21 protein-coding genes are annotated in these 19,905 nt (G+C 42.4%); all 21 read left to right on the top strand.

The annotated features are described in order from the left end of the window. The first annotated feature begins 7 nt into the window (after positions 1–7). Positions 8–1,153 carry a protein-glutamate methylesterase/protein-glutamine glutaminase gene (locus ACQV1I_RS17010; protein ID WP_094699383.1) on the top strand — a complete coding sequence of 382 codons (1,146 nt, stop codon included), beginning with the start codon at positions 8–10 and terminating at the stop codon, positions 1,151–1,153. Between the two features lie 19 nt (positions 1,154–1,172). Next, complete coding sequence (locus ACQV1I_RS17005; protein WP_116333353.1) at positions 1,173–3,230, top strand: chemotaxis protein CheA; 2,058 nt, start codon at positions 1,173–1,175, stop codon at positions 3,228–3,230. Between the two features lie 16 nt (positions 3,231–3,246). After that, on the top strand, positions 3,247–3,723 hold the full coding sequence (locus tag ACQV1I_RS17000) for a chemotaxis protein CheW (protein ID WP_018670844.1): 477 nt from the start codon (positions 3,247–3,249) through the stop codon (positions 3,721–3,723). Positions 3,724–3,726: 3 nt separating this feature from the next. Then, a complete protein-coding gene (locus tag ACQV1I_RS16995) occupies positions 3,727–4,362 on the top strand; it encodes a chemotaxis protein CheC (protein ID WP_018670845.1) in 636 nt (211 codons plus the stop codon). Further along, entirely contained in the window at positions 4,349–4,834 is a 486-nt protein-coding gene (locus ACQV1I_RS16990) for a chemotaxis protein CheD (protein ID WP_094699381.1), read from the top strand. The genes ACQV1I_RS16995 and ACQV1I_RS16990 overlap by 14 nt, the downstream gene beginning before the upstream one ends. Positions 4,835–4,836: 2 nt before the next feature. Beyond that, positions 4,837–5,244 carry a hypothetical protein gene (locus ACQV1I_RS16985; protein ID WP_116333352.1) on the top strand — a complete coding sequence of 136 codons (408 nt, stop codon included), beginning with the start codon at positions 4,837–4,839 and terminating at the stop codon, positions 5,242–5,244. Between the two features lie 18 nt (positions 5,245–5,262). Continuing rightward, positions 5,263–6,054, top strand: coding sequence for a FliA/WhiG family RNA polymerase sigma factor (locus ACQV1I_RS16980; protein ID WP_094699379.1), 792 nt, complete (start codon positions 5,263–5,265; stop codon positions 6,052–6,054). A 43-nt stretch (positions 6,055–6,097) separates the two neighbouring features. Then, the gene (locus ACQV1I_RS16975; RefSeq protein WP_116333351.1) at positions 6,098–7,495 is read left to right on the top strand and encodes a FapA family protein; all 1,398 of its coding nucleotides are present in this window, start codon (positions 6,098–6,100) and stop codon (positions 7,493–7,495) included. Between the two features lie 18 nt (positions 7,496–7,513). Next, positions 7,514–7,843 (top strand): hypothetical protein, encoded by a 330-nt coding sequence (locus ACQV1I_RS16970; protein WP_018670850.1) that lies wholly within the window; start codon positions 7,514–7,516, stop codon positions 7,841–7,843. A 23-nt stretch (positions 7,844–7,866) separates the two neighbouring features. Then, entirely contained in the window at positions 7,867–8,466 is a 600-nt protein-coding gene (locus tag ACQV1I_RS16965; protein ID WP_116333350.1) for a DUF6115 domain-containing protein, read from the top strand. A 1-nt stretch (position 8,467) separates the two neighbouring features. Then, complete coding sequence (locus ACQV1I_RS16960) at positions 8,468–9,256, top strand: hypothetical protein (RefSeq protein WP_116333349.1); 789 nt, start codon at positions 8,468–8,470, stop codon at positions 9,254–9,256. A gap of 295 nt (positions 9,257–9,551) precedes the next feature. After that, positions 9,552–10,256: a 30S ribosomal protein S2 gene (rpsB, locus tag ACQV1I_RS16955; protein WP_116333348.1), complete on the top strand. Its 705-nt coding sequence runs from the start codon at positions 9,552–9,554 to the stop codon at positions 10,254–10,256. A 142-nt stretch (positions 10,257–10,398) separates the two neighbouring features. Continuing rightward, positions 10,399–11,283 (top strand): translation elongation factor Ts, encoded by an 885-nt coding sequence (gene tsf, locus ACQV1I_RS16950; RefSeq protein WP_094699375.1) that lies wholly within the window; start codon positions 10,399–10,401, stop codon positions 11,281–11,283. 90 nt (positions 11,284–11,373) lie between these two features. Then, complete coding sequence (pyrH, locus tag ACQV1I_RS16945; RefSeq protein ID WP_018670855.1) at positions 11,374–12,099, top strand: UMP kinase; 726 nt, start codon at positions 11,374–11,376, stop codon at positions 12,097–12,099. Beyond that, positions 12,100–12,657: a ribosome recycling factor gene (gene frr, locus ACQV1I_RS16940; protein ID WP_116333347.1), complete on the top strand. Its 558-nt coding sequence runs from the start codon at positions 12,100–12,102 to the stop codon at positions 12,655–12,657. It begins immediately after the preceding gene. Positions 12,658–12,728: 71 nt separating this feature from the next. Continuing rightward, positions 12,729–13,499 (top strand): isoprenyl transferase, encoded by a 771-nt coding sequence (locus tag ACQV1I_RS16935; RefSeq protein WP_181022667.1) that lies wholly within the window; start codon positions 12,729–12,731, stop codon positions 13,497–13,499. An 18-nt stretch (positions 13,500–13,517) separates the two neighbouring features. Continuing rightward, a complete protein-coding gene (locus ACQV1I_RS16930; RefSeq protein WP_094699372.1) occupies positions 13,518–14,366 on the top strand; it encodes a phosphatidate cytidylyltransferase in 849 nt (282 codons plus the stop codon). Positions 14,367–14,406: 40 nt separating this feature from the next. After that, on the top strand, positions 14,407–15,558 hold the full coding sequence (locus ACQV1I_RS16925; RefSeq protein WP_094699587.1) for a 1-deoxy-D-xylulose-5-phosphate reductoisomerase: 1,152 nt from the start codon (positions 14,407–14,409) through the stop codon (positions 15,556–15,558). Between the two features lie 145 nt (positions 15,559–15,703). After that, a complete protein-coding gene (gene rseP / locus ACQV1I_RS16920; protein ID WP_018670860.1) occupies positions 15,704–16,963 on the top strand; it encodes an RIP metalloprotease RseP in 1,260 nt (419 codons plus the stop codon). A 40-nt stretch (positions 16,964–17,003) separates the two neighbouring features. After that, positions 17,004–18,068 (top strand): flavodoxin-dependent (E)-4-hydroxy-3-methylbut-2-enyl-diphosphate synthase, encoded by a 1,065-nt coding sequence (gene ispG / locus ACQV1I_RS16915; protein ID WP_116333346.1) that lies wholly within the window; start codon positions 17,004–17,006, stop codon positions 18,066–18,068. Positions 18,069–18,100: 32 nt separating this feature from the next. Further along, complete coding sequence (locus tag ACQV1I_RS16910) at positions 18,101–19,816, top strand: proline--tRNA ligase (protein WP_116333345.1); 1,716 nt, start codon at positions 18,101–18,103, stop codon at positions 19,814–19,816. Positions 19,817–19,905 lie beyond the last annotated feature (89 nt).

Below are 19,905 nucleotides of genomic sequence, written 5' to 3'. Positions count from 1 at the left end.
CGGTAACATGACGAAAATCAAAGTAATAGTGGCAGACGATTCCGCTTTCATGCGCAAGGTCATTTCTGACATTTTGACAAGCGATCCTACCATTGAAGTGGTGGCTCGTGCTCGAAATGGAATGGAATGCTTAGAAAAAGTAAAGGAACTACAACCAGATGTGGTTACACTTGACGTGGAAATGCCTATCTTGGATGGACTTGCAACATTAGAGAGACTGATGGTAGAGCATCCTTTGCCTGTTGTCATGTTGAGTAGTTTGACTAAAGAAGGAGCGGATGCCACTTTAAAAGCGCTGGAGTTAGGTGCTTTTGACTTTATTGGCAAACCCTCTGGGCCTATTTCCTTAGATATCCATAAAGTTGGTACACAGCTTGTCGAAATCGTGAAGGAAGCTGCGGCAGCAAAGGGGCGTATCAGGCATAAACAAATAGCTCCAATGGCTAGAGCTCCTGTTAAAAAACCACTGATAGAGCCAAAGAAGAAGCTACTTCAAACAGAAAAGACGAGTGAGCACCTCCCCACTCCTACGAAAGAAAGTATGGGATTGCAACATACGGAATTGCCGGATAAGTCGGGGACGAAAGTTGTGTTTTTGGGAACTTCAACAGGGGGACCTCGTGCTTTGCAAACTTTGTTAACTCAGATACCTGCTTTTTTTCCAGCACCGATATTAATCGTGCAGCACATGCCACCTGGATTTACAAAAAGTTTAGCCCAACGTCTAGATAGTTTGTGCCAAATCACAGTAAAGGAAGCAAGTGATGGGGAAGAAGTGAAGGCAGGTATAGCTTATATTGCACCGGGGGGCTATCATATGGAAGCTACGCAACCATCCGGTGGAAAAATCATCATTACATTACATCAAGAAGCGCCACGTGGCGGTCACCGTCCGTCCGTTGACGTTTTGTTTGAATCAGCGAGCAAACTTACGCATACAAGGCAGTGGGCGGTCATTTTGACTGGAATGGGAGCTGATGGAACAGCGGGCCTACGACAGATGAAGGAAGCTCATCACGTCGTAGGATTGATAGAAGATCAGAGTAGTTGTGTCGTGTTCGGAATGCCACGTGCAGCCATTCAAGCTGGATTAGCGGATCATATCGTTCCACTGGACCACATGGCGGAGACGTTAGTTCGACTCGTAACATGATGGGGGAGGTTATATATACATGGATATGAATCAATATCTTGATATGTTTATTGAAGAGTCCAAGGAACATTTGCAGGCGATTAACTCCAATCTGTTGTCTCTGGAGACCGATCCGCATGACATTGGAATCGTTAATGAAATCTTTCGTTCAGCCCATACCTTAAAAGGAATGGCAGCAACGATGGGCTTTGAAGATTTAGCCAGCCTAACACATGAAATGGAAAACGTACTTGATTTGATTCGTAATCAGAAGCTAATGATTACAAGCGACATTATGGACGTTATTTTCAAAAGTGTCGATATCATGGAAGGTATGGTTCAAAACATCATGGAAGGTGGAGATGGTGCTGCTGACGTTAGCGCGTTAGTAGGAGTTCTCCGTTCAATCGTGGCGGGAGATTTTAACGAATCATCTCCTGAGCCTACCGATATAATGGCTGAAGGTACCGATTCTGATTCTGAAGCGAATGACCAAGTGGAAGAAGTGCAAACCGAGACACGTGATTATCAGCTGGATGATTATGCGATCACGATTATGCGTCAATCGCAGGAAACAGGGAATAATTTGTATTGGATTCGTGTAAGCCTGCAAGCGGAATGTGTACTAAAAGCAGCTCGTGCTTATATGGTGTTTGACCAATTGGACACCCATGGAGAAGTGATCAAGTCAACTCCTTCTGTAGAAGAGATTGAAAATGAGAAATTTGATAAATTCTTTGAGGTTGTTTATATCACTTCAAAATCTTTAGAAGAGATCCATAAAGCAATTAGCAACATCTCTGAAATCGAGGAGGTATTGATTGAAGAGATTAACTTGGCAGATGGTAAAAAGGAAGTGGCTGTGGCAGCTCCTGTCAAAGAAGTCGCTAAGCCTGAACAAGAGCAAAAGCCAGCAACTCCGGCTACACCGGTTAAAAAACCTGCTGCTAGCAAAACCATCCGTGTCGATATTGAACGTCTAGACATCTTAATGAATTTGTTTAGCGAACTAGTTATCGACCGCGGACGTTTAGAGCAGTTAGCAAGAGAAATCGGTAAAACAGAACTACATGAGACAGTTGAACATATGAGTCGGATTAGCGGGGATTTACAAAATATCATCCTAACCATGCGTATGGTTCCAGTGGAGCAGGTATTCAACCGCTTCCCTCGGATGGTTCGAGATTTGGCTAAAGAATTAAACAAGAAGGTAAACCTAGAGATTTTCGGGGCTGAAACAGAGCTAGATCGAACAGTAATTGATGAGATTGGCGATCCGCTCGTTCACCTATTGCGTAACTCTATTGACCATGGTTTAGAGTCTCCTGAGAAGCGTAAACAATCTGGCAAGCCAGAAGAGGGTGTTGTTCAGCTAAAAGCGTATCATAGCGGTAACCACGTCTTTATTGAAGTACGTGACGATGGAGCCGGTATTGATAAGGATAAAGTACGTAACAAAGCGATTAGCCGTGGAGTAGTAAGTGCTGCTGTTGCGGAAACAATGGCGGATAGACAGATATACGAACTTTTATTCTCCTCAGGATTTAGTACTGCTGACGTAGTATCTGACATTTCAGGACGCGGTGTAGGTCTTGATGTTGTTAAAACCAAGATTGAATCGTTGGGTGGCTCCGTGTCAGTGGATTCAGCGCCAAATGAAGGCTCCGTTTTCCGTATTCAGCTACCATTGACTCTTTCTATTATCTCTGCAATGCTGGTTCAGGTTGAGAATGAAAAGTATGCGGTTCCGTTAAGCTCCATTATTGAGACTGCTGTCTTCAAGAAAAGCGAAATCATGATGGCTCATCGTCAACAAGTAATTGACTTCCGAGGGCGCATTGTACCTCTTGTGTCTCTTCAAGAAATTTTCCAAATTCCAACGAGCGGAAAGGCACGTGAGGATGAGGTAGCTGTCGTTATTGTTCGCAAAGGGGAAAAAATGGCTGGTTTAGTTGTTGATTCCTTTATTGGACAACAAGAAATCGTACTGAAATCGCTAGGCAAGTATCTAGTAAATGTCTTTGCTATTTCGGGAGCAACGATATTAGGTGATGGACAGGTCGCATTAATTCTCGATTGTAATGCCCTAATTAAGTAGGTAGGAGGTCATGAGTATGTTGGATATGAAAGCAGCATCTGAAGAAGTGAAAGTAATTATTTTTCGCTTGGTAGACGAAGAGTACGGTGTAGAGGTTCAACAGGTGAAATCGATTGAGAAGCTGGAGCATATTACCCGAGTACCACGCACACCTGAATTTGTAAAGGGTGTTATCAATTTGCGTGGTGTGGTTACTCCAATTATTGATTTACGTAGTCGTTTTCAATTGGCAGAAACAGAATGCACGGAAGCTACGCGGGTGATCATCGTAGCTGTAGACGAACTGGAAGTTGGACTTATTGTTGATTCCGCAAACGACGTGGTTGATATTCCCGTTAATGCAATCGAACCGCCACCAGCCGTGGTTGGCGGAGTAGAAGCAACCTATTTACGTGGTGTGGCTAAATTAGAAAAACGTCTACTAATCTTATTAAATCTGGATAAAGTGTTGAGCACAGAAGAGATTAAACAATTGGATTCGTTTGAGGTTTAGTCTATGACTCATATTAAGAAATTAGGCGAATTTCAATTAGATGTGCTACGTGAAGTAGGCAATATTGGGGCTGGTCATGCTACCACGGCACTTTCGCAATTGATTCAAAAAGAAATCGACATGACCGTTCCACAAGTCAAAATCATCTCTTTCCAGGAAATTGCTGATTTCCTGGGTGGAGATGAAGTGGTGGTAATCGCAGTCTTTTTGCGTGTGGAAGGTGATTGCCCTGGAAATATGTTTTTTATTATAGATATTCCTTCCGCTAAAAATTTGTTGCAGCACCTGCTTGGTATTGTACCGCAAGAAGAGCAAGAAGAGGTTTTTAGTGAGATGGAAATATCTGCTTTGCATGAGATCGGTAACATTATGGCGGGCTCTTATCTGTCATCGTTAGCTGATTTTACGAAGCTTAATATGCAACCGACCGTCCCTGCTCTTGCGATTGATATGGCAGGCGCTCTATTGAGTTATGGACTTATTGAACTAGGTCGGGCTGGTGATTTTGCTTTAACGATAGACACAGCTTTTATGGAAGGTAACGAAAAAATGCAAGGTCACTTTTTCCTCATCCCAGATCCGGATTCATTTGCAACATTATTCCAAGCATTAGGGGTCCCGTTAGATGGAAATTATTAAAGTTGGAATGGCAGACGTAGGAGTAGCTAGTGCCCCCGACCATATTCGTACGACAGGCTTAGGTTCTTGCGTCGGGGTTGTACTATATGATCGTATTAGGAAGATTGCGGGAATGGCACATGTCATGTTACCGGATTCAAGCCTAGGGAAAAATACAGAGACCAATCATTTGAAATATGCTGATACAGCAATTCCTGAATTAATTGAACGAATGAAGAAGTTGGGAGCGCAAAGTCGTTATATGACAGCTAAGCTGGCTGGAGGATCCCAAATGTTTACCTTTCTTTCTACTAACGACGCAATGAGAATTGGACCTCGGAATGTGGAAGCTTGTAAGGTAGCTTTAAAACAATTCGCCATTCAGATAATTGCAGAAGACACTGGTGGAAATTGTGGACGAACTATTGAAGTTGATGCGGAAACTGGATTATTGCAGATCCGGACCGTAAATCAAGGGACTAAGGAAGTATAACCATGAACCAAACCGTGAAAAGAAGTCTTTGGTTAGGATGCATTGCATTTCTACTAACGTTTTTGGCAGCCGTTACTGGCAATTTGTTCGTTGTATCATTTTATCGTGGAGTTATGGCTTTTCTGGTCGTATTTATAATCGCTTTTCTTGTTCTGATGGTATTATCATTTCTTTTTCCAAAAGAGGATGCAACCGAGCTGGAGAATAATGATGGTGATGAAGACGTAGACGTAGACGTAGAAACAGTCAGGGAAGAGCAAGAAGACGCTCTAGTTCCAGGGGAAAAAAATGAATCTCCGGTACCAGAAGATGAGTTTATTCCATTAACAGCACAGCGTGTACAAGATGAATCTGCAGAGCATGACCCAAAATTAATTGCCCAAACGTTAAGAAGATTTACTGATGAGTAAAAGGCAGGTGATTAAACCATGGCTCGCGTATATAATCAAGAGAAGGTAACAAAAGAATTTGATAAATGGATGGAATGGAAAGAAAACGGGAGTCGAGAAGCGGAAATAGAACTGGTGGAAAAATTTTTGCCGCTAGTAAATAAAGTGGCAATGCGTCTTTCCATTGGTTTGCCTAACAACGTGGATAAGGATGATCTCATCAGCTATGGTCGATTCGGGTTGCTTGATGCTTTAAACAAGTTTGATTATAAACGGGGCTTGCAATTTGAAACGTATGCCATGTGGAGAATTCGTGGAGCCATGATTGATGGATTACGTGAAAATGATTGGATTCCTCGCACGGTACGGGATAAGGCAAAAAAAATCGAAGAAGCATATACATATTTAGAGCAAAATCTGTTACGTTCTCCCACTGAGAAGGAAGTAAGTGTTCATTTGGGAATAACGGAAAAAGAAGTTCAGCAGGTGATGTATGATACCTCGCTATCCAGTATGTTGTCGATTGACGAAGCAGTAGGTGATGAAGATGAACAGAAAATTGCTCGTCATGCTTATTTAATAGATGATCTTATGCCAAGTCCTGAAAGCGTCGCCCAAATGCAGAATTTGAAGGAAGTTCTAACCCAAGCCATTGATAAACTGCCAGAAAAAGAGCGCCTCGTTGTTTCACTTTTTTACTTTGAAGAGTTAACTCTGTCTGAAATCGCTGAGGTCATGAGCTTATCCCCTTCACGTATTTCCCAGTTGCATTCCAAAGCGATTTTTCGTCTGCGCAATACGTTGGCAAAATGGAGATCGCAGTTGATGTAGAAAACTGGTGGCGCAAAAAAGCGCAGAAAAAGGGGGGTTTTACGTGAATCAATTTGCCGATTACGCGGATATTCACATTTCATCTGACAAACTTATTGCTGAGATTACTTTAAAAGCAGCTAGTGATGTCCCGCTAAAAGAGGAAGACTTGATTCGATTTTGTGAAACAAAAGGTGTGAGATTTGGACTAATAGAAAATCATGTACGTGCCATCTGTTCTACCCCATCTCAATATGTAAATATTCCTCTCAGCATTGCTAAAGGACAGGAGTCGATATCGGGTAAAGATGGTAGCATTCGTTATCTATTTCAAGATGAGTCAGCAGAGAAAACTTCCCCCAAGATGCTTGAAGATGGACGAGTGGATTATTATTCCGTTCTCAACATTGCTAATGTGACACGTGGTCAGCTTTTAGCTGAAAAGATTATGGCAACACCGGGAGTACCAGGTAGAACTGTTACAGACGAAGTGATCCCTCCAAAGCCTGGTAAAGAAGCAATATTAAAATCAGGTAAAGGGATTGTGTTAAATGAAGAACGAACATTGGCATACGCAGTTATAGACGGTCAAGTATCGGTGGACAATGATAAGATTCATGTGTTCCCTGTCTATGAAGTCAATGGAGACGTTGATTTCAGCGTAGGTAATATTGATTTTGTAGGAACTGTTGTTATTCGTGGCCATGTGCCAACTGGCTTTACGATAAAAGCCACAGGTGATATTCGAATCTATGGAAGTGTTGAGGGAGCGGAGCTTATTGCAGAAGGCTCCATTGATATTAAAAACGGTATAGCTGGTCAGGATAAGGGACGAGTTCAGGCAGGAAATAACGTGACGACTTCCTATATTCAAAATGGGAATGTAACCGCTGGGAATAACGTTTTCGTTAAACAAAGCATCATGTTTTCACACGTAAAGGCTGGGAAGCAGGTGGTTTGTAAAGGAACCAAAGGAATTATTATTGGTGGGGTCATTCAGGCAGGCGAGAAGATTATTGCACAAGTAGTTGGCAATATGAGTTCCACGCCAACTAGCCTTGAAGTGGGTGCTAAACCTCAATCCCGCGATCAAGTCAGCCAAATTAAAAAGAAATTAACCGACCTTCATGATCAGAAGCGCAAGGCGGATCAAGGGCTACAGGTATTGATGCAGATGATGCAAGCCTATGGAGATTTGCCTGCTGACAAGAAGGCGTTACAGATTAAATTGAACAATACCAAACTGGTATTGGATAAAGAAATAAAAGCGTTAGAAGAAGAAAAACGAGCGCTTGAGGCAGAACTGGAACAAGAGATGCCTTCCTATATTGAGGTGTCTCAGTTAATTTTCCCAGGAGCAAAACTGGTTTTTGGTAAGCATGTGCGTTTTATTAAACAGGAGTTTAGCCGTACTCGATTTCTAGTTTTGGATGGAGAGATTTCTACTTCCACTCTCATTTAGAAAAGGAGAGAAATGCTGATGAGTTTTAAAGCACTCGAATTGCAGCATGCTATTCCAAGGACTCAAGAGATAGGTAGATGGCAAGAACAACTGCAACAGCGGGCTGCAGCTGAGCAACAGCAAATTAAGGAAGAGCAGAAGAGGTTAGCTGAAGCCAAACGAAATAAAACGGAGAATGTGCATAAATCAGAACAACAGCAAGTTAAAAATAAACAAGAAGAGTCTGCAAAGAAACATGGAGGAGAACATGGACAAATGCAAGAGGGATCAGTAGAAGGAGAAATGAAAGCGCAAACCCATCCGTCGCCTGATCCAATCCGTGGTCATCATATTGATATTTCTTTGTAACTATTCTAACTAGGTGAAAGCAAATGACTCTATTGTTATATATACTACTAGGGATTGGCCTAATCGCAATCATGCTTTCAGGCCTCTCCCTTTGGTTGTCTAAAAGAAAACGTCAAGAATGGATAGGTTCTGATGCAAATTCTTCGATGCAGCATTCAGAGCTCAACAGCCTGGATCGCACTAGCATGGAGACAACACTTAAACGTTTTGTTCAACAAGTAAAAAGGGAAAATGAAGAAATAGCTGAAAATTTGCATGCAAAGATTGAGCAAGTAAGAAAAAGTCAGCAGGAAGTAGTAGCTTCTACTACACAATATGAACAAAAAAACCGTTCTCTACAGCTGGAAATTGAAAAACTACATCATCAATTCATGGAGTTGCAAAAATCCCACGCTTTATTAAAAAAGGGAGTAGAGCAATCTCAAATGTTGAGTCAAGCTAGTGTGAACCAACAACCAGATATTTCTCAAGACGTGTTGGCATTAAAAGATCGGTACCAGCGAGTGTTTGAATTAGTACAACAAGGGCTCACTACTCCTGAGATCGCTAAAAAGCTTGGAGCAGGTCATGGGGAGATTGAATTAATTTTAACACTTGCCGAGCCGATTGAAAGAGAGGCCTGACATGAAAACGAGAATCGGGTGGATGGGTTTTGGACTAGGGATCGGGGTCGTATTCTCTGCTTTATTTCTTCTAGTTTTTGGGCAAAAGGCGATTAGCATGGATGAACTAAAGCAAATTGCCACTACTCAAGGTTGGGTAGTTCTTTCGAAAGAAGAATTTCAAAGCATGCAAGTACAGGTGCCTCCGAAAGGACAGCCACAAGCAACTCCAAATACCAGTAACGAAAAACAAAGCGGACAACCAGCTACCTCTGCCTCAAACGGACAGAAGCAATCAGAGAAAAAGCCTGATACTGTTCCAACAACAAATAGTGAGAAAAAGAAGCTAGCTTCTGAACATGATAATGAAGCAACGAAAGCTTCTCGCTCAGCGACAGAGAAGCAGAAAACCAATGATTTGTCCAGCAAAGATCAAAAGAAGACAGAACAATCTGCCGAGAAATCAGATAAGAAAACGAAAGAAAACGAGAAAGCTACTCAGTCTGCTAAAAGTTCATCATCTACGACACAACCCCAATCGAAGGATGCTTCTAATCAGAATCCTACTCGCAGTTCTCAGGAAACCACTGAGCCATCCACGCCCACTACAGGTGTAAAGGAGTCTGTGAAAAAGCAGGAGCAGCCGATAGAGCAAACGACGAATAATAAATCGGAAGTGGAGAAAAAGGATACGCCAGATAAGTCAACAGAGAAACAAAAAGAGAACACAGATATAACGCCACCCGTTCCTCCGACTCCTCCTGAGCCGCCTAAAACTCCTGTAGCTGATTCCATATCCGATCATAAGTAAGCGACAGATGAAAGTATGAGTACCATAGTAATTTTACTGTAAAGCAGGCTTATTGATCATACGTTGTTCAAATTTTGGATAAAATGGATATGGTTAGGTGAAAATAACAGTCGATTGAAGCAACTTTTCTAACACTCTTTATTGCATTTGTTATTTTGATATGATATAGTTTTCTTCGGTGTTAAATACACACGCAGGCTAATTTCGGCAACGGTGCTACCATTTGGTAGTTTTGCTTGAAAAATGAGGTCCGCGGAGGTTGACACAAAAAACCAAACTAGAGGAGGTGTGAAATATGGCGGTAATCTCTATGAAACAACTTCTTGAGGCTGGTGTTCACTTCGGTCACCAAACTCGTCGTTGGAACCCAAAAATGGATCGCTATATCTTCACTGAACGTAACGGAATTTACATCATCGACTTGCAAAAGACGGTGAAAAAGGTAGAAGAGGCTTACAACTTCATGCGCGAAGTTGCTACTAACGAAGGTAAAGTACTTTTCGTTGGAACTAAAAAACAAGCGCAAGAATCTGTTAAAGAAGAAGCTGAACGTACTGGTCACTACTACATTAACCAACGTTGGTTGGGTGGTACATTGACTAACTTCGAAACTATTCAAAAACGTACTGCTCGCCTTGCTGAACTAAAACGTATGCAAGAAGATGGTACTTTCGATGTTCTTCCTAAAAAAGAAGTTATCGTATTGAACAAAGAAATGGATCGCCTAGAGAAATTCTTGGGCGGTATTGCGCACATGAAAGAATTACCAGACGCATTGTTCGTAATCGACCCTCGCAAAGAGCGTATCGCTGTTGCAGAAGCTCGTAAATTGGGTATCCCAATCGTAGCGATCGTTGATACTAACTGCGATCCAGATGAAATCGACTATGTGATTCCTGGTAACGATGACGCTATCCGTGCTGTTAAACTATTAACTGGCAAGATGGCTGACGCTCTGTCTGAAGGAAACCAAGGCGGAGAGCAAACAACCACGGCGTAATGAATGAGGGTGGACTGAGGGTTTTCAGAACCCCGTCCACCTTTTTCTACGAATACAATTGTATCTCCCGACGAAGAGTTTCACACATTACATACGTAGGCAATAAGATGCTTGCGGATTAGTTGAAGGAGGATGTAATTCAATGGCAATTACGGCACAAACAGTTAAAGAATTGCGCGAAAGAACAGGCGCAGGTATGATGGACTGCAAACGCGCACTAGAAGAAGTAAATGGTGATATCGAAAAAGCGATTGACCTACTTCGTGAAAAAGGTATCGCAAAAGCTGCGAAAAAGTCCGGACGTATCGCTGCTGAAGGTTTAACTGGATTCGCAGTAAACGGAAATATTGGTGCAGTAGTAGAAGTTAACTGTGAGACGGACTTCGTTGCTAAAAACCCTGAGTTCCAACAACTAGTTAAAGATATTGCTGAACACGTAGTAAACGCTCGCCCGGCTACTGTTGAAGAAGCTTTGACTCAAGCTTTCCAAGGTGGAGAAGATTTGGGTACAACAATTAACGCGAAAATCGCAACAATTGGTGAAAACATCAGCTTCCGTCGTTTTGAAATCCTTGAAAAAGCTGACAACGGCGTTTTTGGTGGATACCTACACATGGGTGGAAAAATCGGTGCCTTGGTAGCTTTAAATGACTCTGACAATGAAGCTTTGGCAAAAGACCTAGCAATGCACGCAGCAGCTTCTAGCCCACGTTTTGGCGTTAGAGAAGAGGTTTCTCAAGACGTGATTGATCGTGAGCGTGAAGTATTGAAAAATCAAGCGCTGTCTGAAGGCAAACCTGCTAACATCGTAGACAAAATGGTGGAAGGCCGTATGGCAAAATTCTTCGAAGAATACTGCTTGGTTGAGCAACCATTTGTTAAAGATCCAGACAAACGCGTTTCTCAATTGTTGAAAGAAGTAGGAGCTAGCTTCAAAGGCTTCGCTCGCTTCCAAGTTGGGGAAGGTATTGAAAAGAAACAAGAAGATTTTGCTGCTGAAGTAATGGCGCAAGTGAATAAGCAATAAGATGAAAATAGGGAACACCGCTGTGTTCCCTATTTTTAAAGAAAGACAGGAAATAAGAGCAATACGAAATGAAAATGGAGGTCTTTTCGCATGCCAGACGCTGCATATAAACGAGTCATACTAAAGCTGAGTGGAGAGGCACTAGCTGGGGAACTAGGGTATGGAATCGACCCAAAAGTTATCGCTTCGATTGCAAATCAAATAAAGGAAATCGTAGAGCTTGGTGTTGAAGTAGCCGTAGTAGTAGGTGGTGGAAACATCTGGAGAGGACTTTCGGGAAGCTCCAAAGGAATGGATCGTGCAACAGCTGACTACATGGGCATGCTTGCAACCGTTATGAACGCGCTTGCGATGCAAGATGGGTTAGAACAAGTTGGCGTACCTACCCGTGTTCAAACTTCTATTGAAATGCGTCAAGTAGCTGAGCCATACATTCGTAGAAAGGCTATTCGTCACTTAGAAAAGAGTCGAGTTGTCATTTTCGCGGCTGGAACAGGTAACCCGTACTTCTCCACCGATACTACAGCAGCATTGCGTGCTGCCGAGATCGAAGCAGAGGTTATCCTGATGGCAAAAAATAAAGTGGACGGTGTTTATACGGCTGATCCAAGCATTGACGAAAGCGCTACAAAATATGATAACCTAACTTTCCTTGAAGTTTTAAACAAAGGCTTGGGCGTGATGGATTCTACCGCTTCCAGTCTGTGCATGGATAATCATATACCACTTATTGTTTTTGCCATAACGGAAGAGGGCAACATTCGTCGGGCCGTCATGGGAGAAAAAATTGGGACTATAGTAAAGGGGGATGCTTAAATGCCACAAAACATCTTGAAGGATATGGAAGATCGCATGAGCAAGGCGATTCATACATTAAAAAAGGACCTAGCGACATTGCGAGCAGGTCGTGCAACTCCAGCTATGTTAGATAAAATCGTGGTGGATTACTATGGAACACCGACACCAATCAATCAATTGGCTAACGTAGTTGCTCCAGAACCGCGTATGTTGCAAGTTCAGCCTTGGGATAAGAATGCCCTAAAGGATATCGATAAAGCAATCATGCAATCTGATATCGGACTTACGCCAACCAATGATGGTTCGGTCATTCGTATTGCAGTTCCACCACTTACAGAAGAACGCCGTCGTGACTTAGTGAAAGTTGCAGGCAAGAGTGGTGAAGATGCAAAAGTAGCAATTCGTAACGTACGTCGCGATGCAAATGAAGGTATTAAAAAGTTGGAAAAAGCGGCTTCTATTTCTGAGGATGAATCCCGCGGTCATCAAGAAACGGTTCAAAAAACAACCGATAAGTTTATTGCGGAAGTTGACAAAATCGTAAAAGATAAAGAGAAGGACATTCTCGAGGTATAATGTGAGAAAATGTTCCCCCTCTCTGAAGAGGGGGAGCTATGTCTATGTCTCTCTTTTTGGGGGAAACCTGTATGTTAGAACGGTTAGGGAAAATGTTTAGCGGTAGGCAGGAAGAACGTAAAGACAATACGTTTGATCAAGCAGGAATCATTCCGCACCATGTAGCAGTCATTATGGACGGTAATGGACGATGGGCTAAAAAACGTAATTTACCGCGTGTTGCTGGACACCATCAGGGAATGAAAACCGTAAAAGATGTGGTGAAAGCAGCTGATGAAATCGGTGTAGGTGTATTAACTATGTACGCCTTCTCTACAGAGAATTGGAAACGTCCTAAGGACGAAGTTGAATTTCTAATGAAACTCCCACAGGAGTTCTTGTCGACTGAATTGGTAGAATTAGTTGAACGAAATGTAAGAATACGCATGATAGGTTCTCGAGAAGGATTGCCTTCTCATACTCTAAAGGCTTTGATTGAAGCAGAGGAAAAAACAAAAAATAATACTGGATTACAACTTAATTTTGCCCTTAATTATGGAGGGCGTGATGAAATTTTAAAAGCGACAAAAGAGATTGCTCAATTGATCGCACAAGGCAAGTTAACACCTGAACAAATTGATGAGGAAACAATTGCCTCACATTTATATACACAAGGAATTCCCGAACCTGATTTGTTAATTCGCACGAGCGGAGAAATTCGTATTAGCAATTTTATGTTATGGCAGCTAGCTTATACGGAATTTTGGTTCACGGATGTGTATTGGCCCGATTTTTCCAGAGAGCATTTCGTGCAGGCGATTGCTGAATACCAAGGTCGAGCTCGTCGATATGGCGCAGTTTGATCTGGAGAGGTGGAACAAGTGAAGGAACGGATAATTACCGGATTACTTGGGGGTGTTGGTTTTCTAACCCTAGTATATCTGGGAGGGATTTGGTACTCATCCCTTGTATTACTTATGGCCTTCATCGGCCTTTTTGAATTTTTACGCATGGCCAACATAAAGCCATTTAGTTTTCCAGGTATCCTAGGCTATGTCATTTTAATAAGTGCTTGGCAACCAGATCTCGCAGCTTTATTTTTCCCAGTACTCGGGTTTTTGAAGGTAAGTGGTTTTGGTGCAATCACAGTAGAATGGAGTCAAATTCTTCTTCTACCGTTATTTTTGTTGCTATTTTATACTGTACTTAGCAAAAATCGATTTCATATTGAACATGCCGCTCTGGTATTACTCGGAGCGTTATACATAGGATATGGTTTTCATTACGTTGCCGTGGCTCGTGGGGGCGTAGGTCTAGCTGGATTTTGGCTCACTATTATCATTTTGTTATCTGTATGGTCAACGGATTCTGGAGCCTATTTTGCAGGCAAAGCATTGGGAAAACGCAAATTATGGCCAGATATTAGTCCAAATAAAACGGTAGAGGGAGCGCTTGGAGGTTTCCTTGCCTCCCTTGTAGTTGTTGGTGTAATCGATGCTTTATTGATTTTTTTGCAAGTACCAGGAGCTCTTCCATGGGGACAAGCTTTGGCAATTGCAGCAATTACAGGTATTGTCGGTCCGCTGGGAGATTTAGTAGAATCAGCTTACAAGCGTCATTTCGCAGTGAAGGATTCAGGCCATATTCTTCCAGGGCACGGTGGCATCCTCGATCGTTTTGATAGTATGCTAATTGTGTTTCCGGTACTGTACTTGTTTGGCTTGTTTTAAGTAAAAGTTCTTAGACAATAGGGGTTTTGAGGTGAAATGGGTGAAGAACATATCGCTGTTAGGTTCTACCGGTTCGATCGGGACAAGTACTATGGAAGTAGTGAAACAGCACCCCGATCAATTTAATATCGTAGCAATGGCAGCCGGTCATAACATTGACTTATTGGAAGAACAAGCTTTGTATGCTAAACCGGAACTGATTTCCGTAGGGACAGAAGAGCTCGCACGAGAATTATCGAAACGTCTTGCTGGAGTTTTATCTGTAGAGATTGTGTACGGACTAGATGGCTTGATTGAGGTAGCAACACATCCACAAGCATCGTTTGTGATGTCAGCAGTAGTAGGTAGTGTAGGAGTTAAACCAACTCTGGCTGCTATTGAACGTGGCAAAACCATTGGACTTGCTAATAAGGAAACCTTGGTAAGTGCAGGACACTTAGTCATGGAGGCTGCTCAAAAGCATCAGGCGACGATTGTTCCTGTTGACAGTGAGCATTCTGCCATTTTCCAGGCTCTAAATGGTGAAAATCGACAGGATGTTTCTAAACTAATTATTACAGCTTCAGGAGGATCACTCCGACATCTGTCTCGGGATGAGTTAGCTCATGTTACTCGTGAAGATGCTTTGCGACATCCCAATTGGAGTATGGGAGCTAAAATAACAATTGATTCGGCTACCATGATGAATAAAGGATTTGAAGTATTAGAGGCTCATTGGCTATTCGGAATGCCATATGAGCAGATAGAGACAATTCTTCACTATGAAAGTATTATACATTCTATGGTAGAATACAAAGATAAGGCCGTGATAGCACAATTGGGAACACCGGATATGAAGGTTCCAATTCAGTATGCTCTAACCTATCCAAGTCGCTGGCCGTTACCGACTGAGGCTTTGGACCTCGTTACATGCGGGACGCTTCATTTTAAAGAGATGGATTTCACCCGCTATCCACTCTTAAAACTAGCGTATGATTGCGGTAAGGTTGGTGGTACACTGCCCGCTGTTCTAAATGCGGCCAATGAAGTAGCAGTTTCGCGTTTTTTGCAAGATGAACTAACAATTGTTGGAATTGAAGATGTCGTTCATCAGGTATGTGCACTGCACCAAACAAGTCTACATCCTACCTTAGAAGAGATTGATGAAGTTGATGCATGGGCACGACAAACTGCACGAAACTGGGGCAAGTAAGAGTTGAAGAAACAAGCGAAAAGCTTTGCCAGAGACAGGGTACTGATTAGACGCTATAACTACATATAGTAGAGTAGTGGTCCTGTTTCGATAGAACGGGTGAGTGCTTCTCAATCACGAATTAGAAGGAAAGGTGGCTATATCTATGCAAATGCCTCCCGTACAGATTGGTTTTGGATCGGTAATCGCCTTCGTGGTTATTTTTGGATTGTTGGTCTTTTTCCATGAAATGGGCCATTTTTTGTTAGCAAAACGGGCAGGTATTTTATGCCGCGAGTTCGCGCTAGGAATGGGACCAAAAATGTTCAGCTTTAAAAAAGGCGAGACAGAATATACACTGCGTTGGTTACCTATCGGTGGTATGGTACGAATGGCTGGTGAAGACCCTGAGATGGAAGTATTGCAACCGCATATGGAAGTCGGGGTTCTGTTTAATCAGGCTAATCAGGTTTCTCACATTTATGTTACTCCAAATGATATCCCCGATCATGCAACTATAGGTAATGTGGTCCGCTATGATCTTGAACATGATTTGATCATGACATTGGATATACAGGGAGAAGCGAAGACATTTGCTGTTGATCCTCAGACGATGTTGGTGATCGAAGGTAAGGAAGTACAGATCGCCCCTTTTAACCGCCAATTTAAAGGGAAAACATTATGGCAACGTTTCTTGGCTATTTTTGCTGGACCTGCTGCTAACTTCATTTTAGCTTTTGCTATATTTGTGGTGGGTGGTTTATTCTTCGGAGCTCCGACAAAAGATGCTGTTTTAGGCCAAGTTATTCCAGATGGACCTGCTTATCAGGCTGGGTTGAAACAGGGAGATCGCATTCTCAGCATCGATGGTACAGCAATAAATGAATGGAACCAATTTGTGGGAGTAGTTAATGCATCCCCTAATAAAAAAATTGAAATGAAGATCAATAGGGATGGGCAAGACATTGTCGTACCTGTACAGGTAAATGAACAAGGTAAAATAATGGTTGGTGCTGGTGTCAAGAAAGAGTTTGGATTAGCGATTAAGCATGGCTATGACCAAACAATTTTTTGGACTAAAACAATCTTCACCAATCTGTCTCAGCTCTTTACGGGACATGTAAGTGTGAAAGATTTGAGTGGACCAGCAGGTATCTTTACAATGACAAGCCAATTTGCGCAAAGTGGTCTTGCGGCACTCTTTACATGGACAGCGCTTTTGAGTATTAACCTTGGCATTTTTAACCTGCTTCCAATCCCTGCCCTAGATGGTGGACGCATTGTGTTCATTGCGATTGAGGCACTGCGTGGCAAACCGATCGATCCTAACAAAGAAGGCATGGTTCACTTTGTTGGTTTTGCTTTATTGATGATGCTAATTCTAGTTGTGACTTGGAATGATATACAACGACTCTTTTTACAGTAATTCATCTGTAGAGAGAGACAAATAAAGGAGTGTGCTTACTTTGTTTAAGCGCGAGGAGACCAAACCGGTATTTGTAGGCGGAGTCCAAATTGGGGGACAGAAAAGTGTGGTTATCCAATCTATGACCACCGCTGATACGCGTGATGTAGAAGCTACGCTCAAACAGATAGAGCAATTATATGAAGCTGGGTGCCAAATTGTTCGCTTAGCGGTTATTAATGAAGATGCTGCCAAAGCAATCAAGCAAATTAAAGAACGTTCACCATTGCCGTTAGTAGCTGATATTCATTTTGACTATCGATTAGCGCTTACAGCATTGGAAAGTGGAATTGATAAAATCCGAATTAATCCAGGGAATATTGGTAATCGGAAACGAACACAGGCAGTAGTTGATGCTTGCCGTGAACGAAATGTTCCTATTCGTATTGGTGTAAACTCAGGTTCAGTAGAAAAACGTTTACTAGACAAATACGGATATCCAAGTCCGGAAGCGATCGTGGAATCAGCCATGAACCACGTCGAGATTCTGGAAGACCTAAACTATGATAATATTACGATCTCACTAAAATCTTCAGATGTTCCAACCATGATTCAGACCTATTCGTTAATGGCAGAACGCCGTCCTTATCCGTTACATGTAGGGGTAACAGAAGCAGGTACGCAATTCTCTGGTAGCATTAAATCTGCTGTAGGAATTGGTACGGTTTTATCCATGGGCATCGGTGACACAATCCGTGTATCACTCACGGCTGATCCTGTTGAAGAAATTAAGGTAGCGAAACAGATTTTGCGCAGTCTAGATATCGTCAATAATGATCCAGTTGTTATTGCTTGCCCATCTTGTGGTCGTTGTGCTATTGATCTGATCGGGTTGGCAACTAAGGTGGAAGACGCAGTCAGCACATTGAAAAAACCATTGAAGGTGGCTGTTATGGGCTGTGCAGTTAACGGACCAGGTGAAGCACGTGAAGCCGATGTGGGTGTTGCTGGTGGTAATGGAGAGGGTCTAATCTTCCGCAACGGTGAAATCATCCGTAAAGTAAAAGAAGATGAACTTTTTGAAGAGTTAATGAAAGAGATTAACACAATCATGGAAGAAGAATAGAACGTGTTGATTTGATCAAAGGAGGAACTTGTGTGTTAAGGCAAAGCCAATTACTAATCCCTACTTTACGCGAGGTACCAGCAGACGCAGAAATTGCCAGTCATAAACTGTTGTTGCGTGCTGGTCTTGCAAGACAGTTAGCTTCCGGTATTTATACATTTATGCCGATTGCTCTGCGTGTCCTCCATAAAATTCAAAACATCGTGCGTGAAGAAATGAATAACGCAGGTGCACAAGAGATTTTAATGCCAACGATTCAACCAGCAGAAATTTGGGAGAAAAGTGGCCGGTGGGACCATTATGGTCCTGAATTGATGCGCTTACGTGATCGCCATGATCGTCGTTTTGCATTAGGACCAACTCATGAAGAGGTTGTAGCTACCCTAGTAGCTAGCGAAATCAATTCCTATAAAAAACTGCCAATTAACCTGTATCAAATTCAAACAAAATTCCGCGATGAGGTACGTCCGCGTTTTGGATTGATACGTTGTCGAGAATTTATGATGAAGGATGCTTATTCTTTTGATAAAACTCAAGAAGGTTTGGATAAGAGCTTTGATGATATGTTCTACGCGTACCACCGTATTTTCACTCGTGTTGGACTTAACTATCGTGCGGTAGAAGCCGATGCGGGTTCTATTGGAGGAACAGGGACTTACGAATTTATGGCGCTGTGTGAAATCGGGGAAGATACGATTGCTTATTCTACAGAAGGCGATTATGCAGCTAATCTGGAGAAAGCGGAAGTATTGTATAACGGACCAACTTCTGTAGAAGTAGACGTGGCTCCATTAGAAAAAATCCACACACCAAACACCAGAACCATTGAACAATTAAAAGAAAGTCTGGGTATTGAAGGCAAAGACATCGTGAAAAGCTTAGCTTACATGGTGGATGATCAGTTTGTACTCGTTTTGATTCGTGGGGATCATGAATTGAACGAAGTGAAGTTAAAAAATATGTTTGATGCGATTGATGTACGCATGGCGACAGAAGCAGAAATCACTGAGAAGCTAGGTGCTCCAGTTGGTTTTGTTGGTCCTGTTGGTGCTGGTGAGAAAAAGATTGAAGTAGTAGCAGACAATTACGTTCAAGAGGTAGCTAGTGCCATTGTTGGAGCAAACGAAGTAGATTACCATTTGAAGAACGCGCAATATGGACGCGATTATCAGGTGTCTCGTTTTGCTGATCTGCGAAATATTCAGGAGGGTGATGTTTGCCCACGTACACAAGCTCCAATCACCTTCGCCCGTGGTGTAGAAGTAGGTCACGTATTTAAGTTGGGTACAAAATACTCAGAGCCAATCGGAGCTACCTTCCTAGATGAAAATGGCCGTGAACAAACGATGATCATGGGATGTTACGGTATAGGTGTATCTCGTACACTGGCTGCTGTCATTGAACAAAACAATGACGAGAATGGTATTATCTGGCCAGCATCTGTTGCTCCTTATCATGCACATGTAATTCCGATTAATGTAAAATCGGATCAACAGCGTGAAATGAGTGAAGAGATTACAGCAGCATTGCAAGCTGCAGGAGTAGAAGTGTTGTACGATGACCGTACAGAACGTGCCGGTGTGAAGTTTAAGGATGCCGATTTACTAGGTTTACCACTTCGAATTACGGTTTCCGATAAATTAGAACCAGGTACAGTGGAAGTTCGCATAAGACGTACGGGTGAAGCTACTGTGGTAGCTGTTAGCGAACTTATCCCTTATGTAAAAGAACAGCTAGCAAATCTGTAAGAGTTAGATATCAAAAAGAATGCAGGATTTGCTTTGGATTTTGTAGAAAAGAAAAAGGTACCCCAGATCAGCAAGGGGTACCTTTTCTA

This window comes from Brevibacillus sp. JB24b (genome assembly GCF_051713385.1).
Taxonomy (GTDB): domain Bacteria; phylum Bacillota; class Bacilli; order Brevibacillales; family Brevibacillaceae; genus Brevibacillus_B; species Brevibacillus_B laterosporus.
The sequence above is the reverse complement of the archived record's forward strand: the minus strand, read 5'-3'. Positions and strand labels throughout refer to the sequence as shown.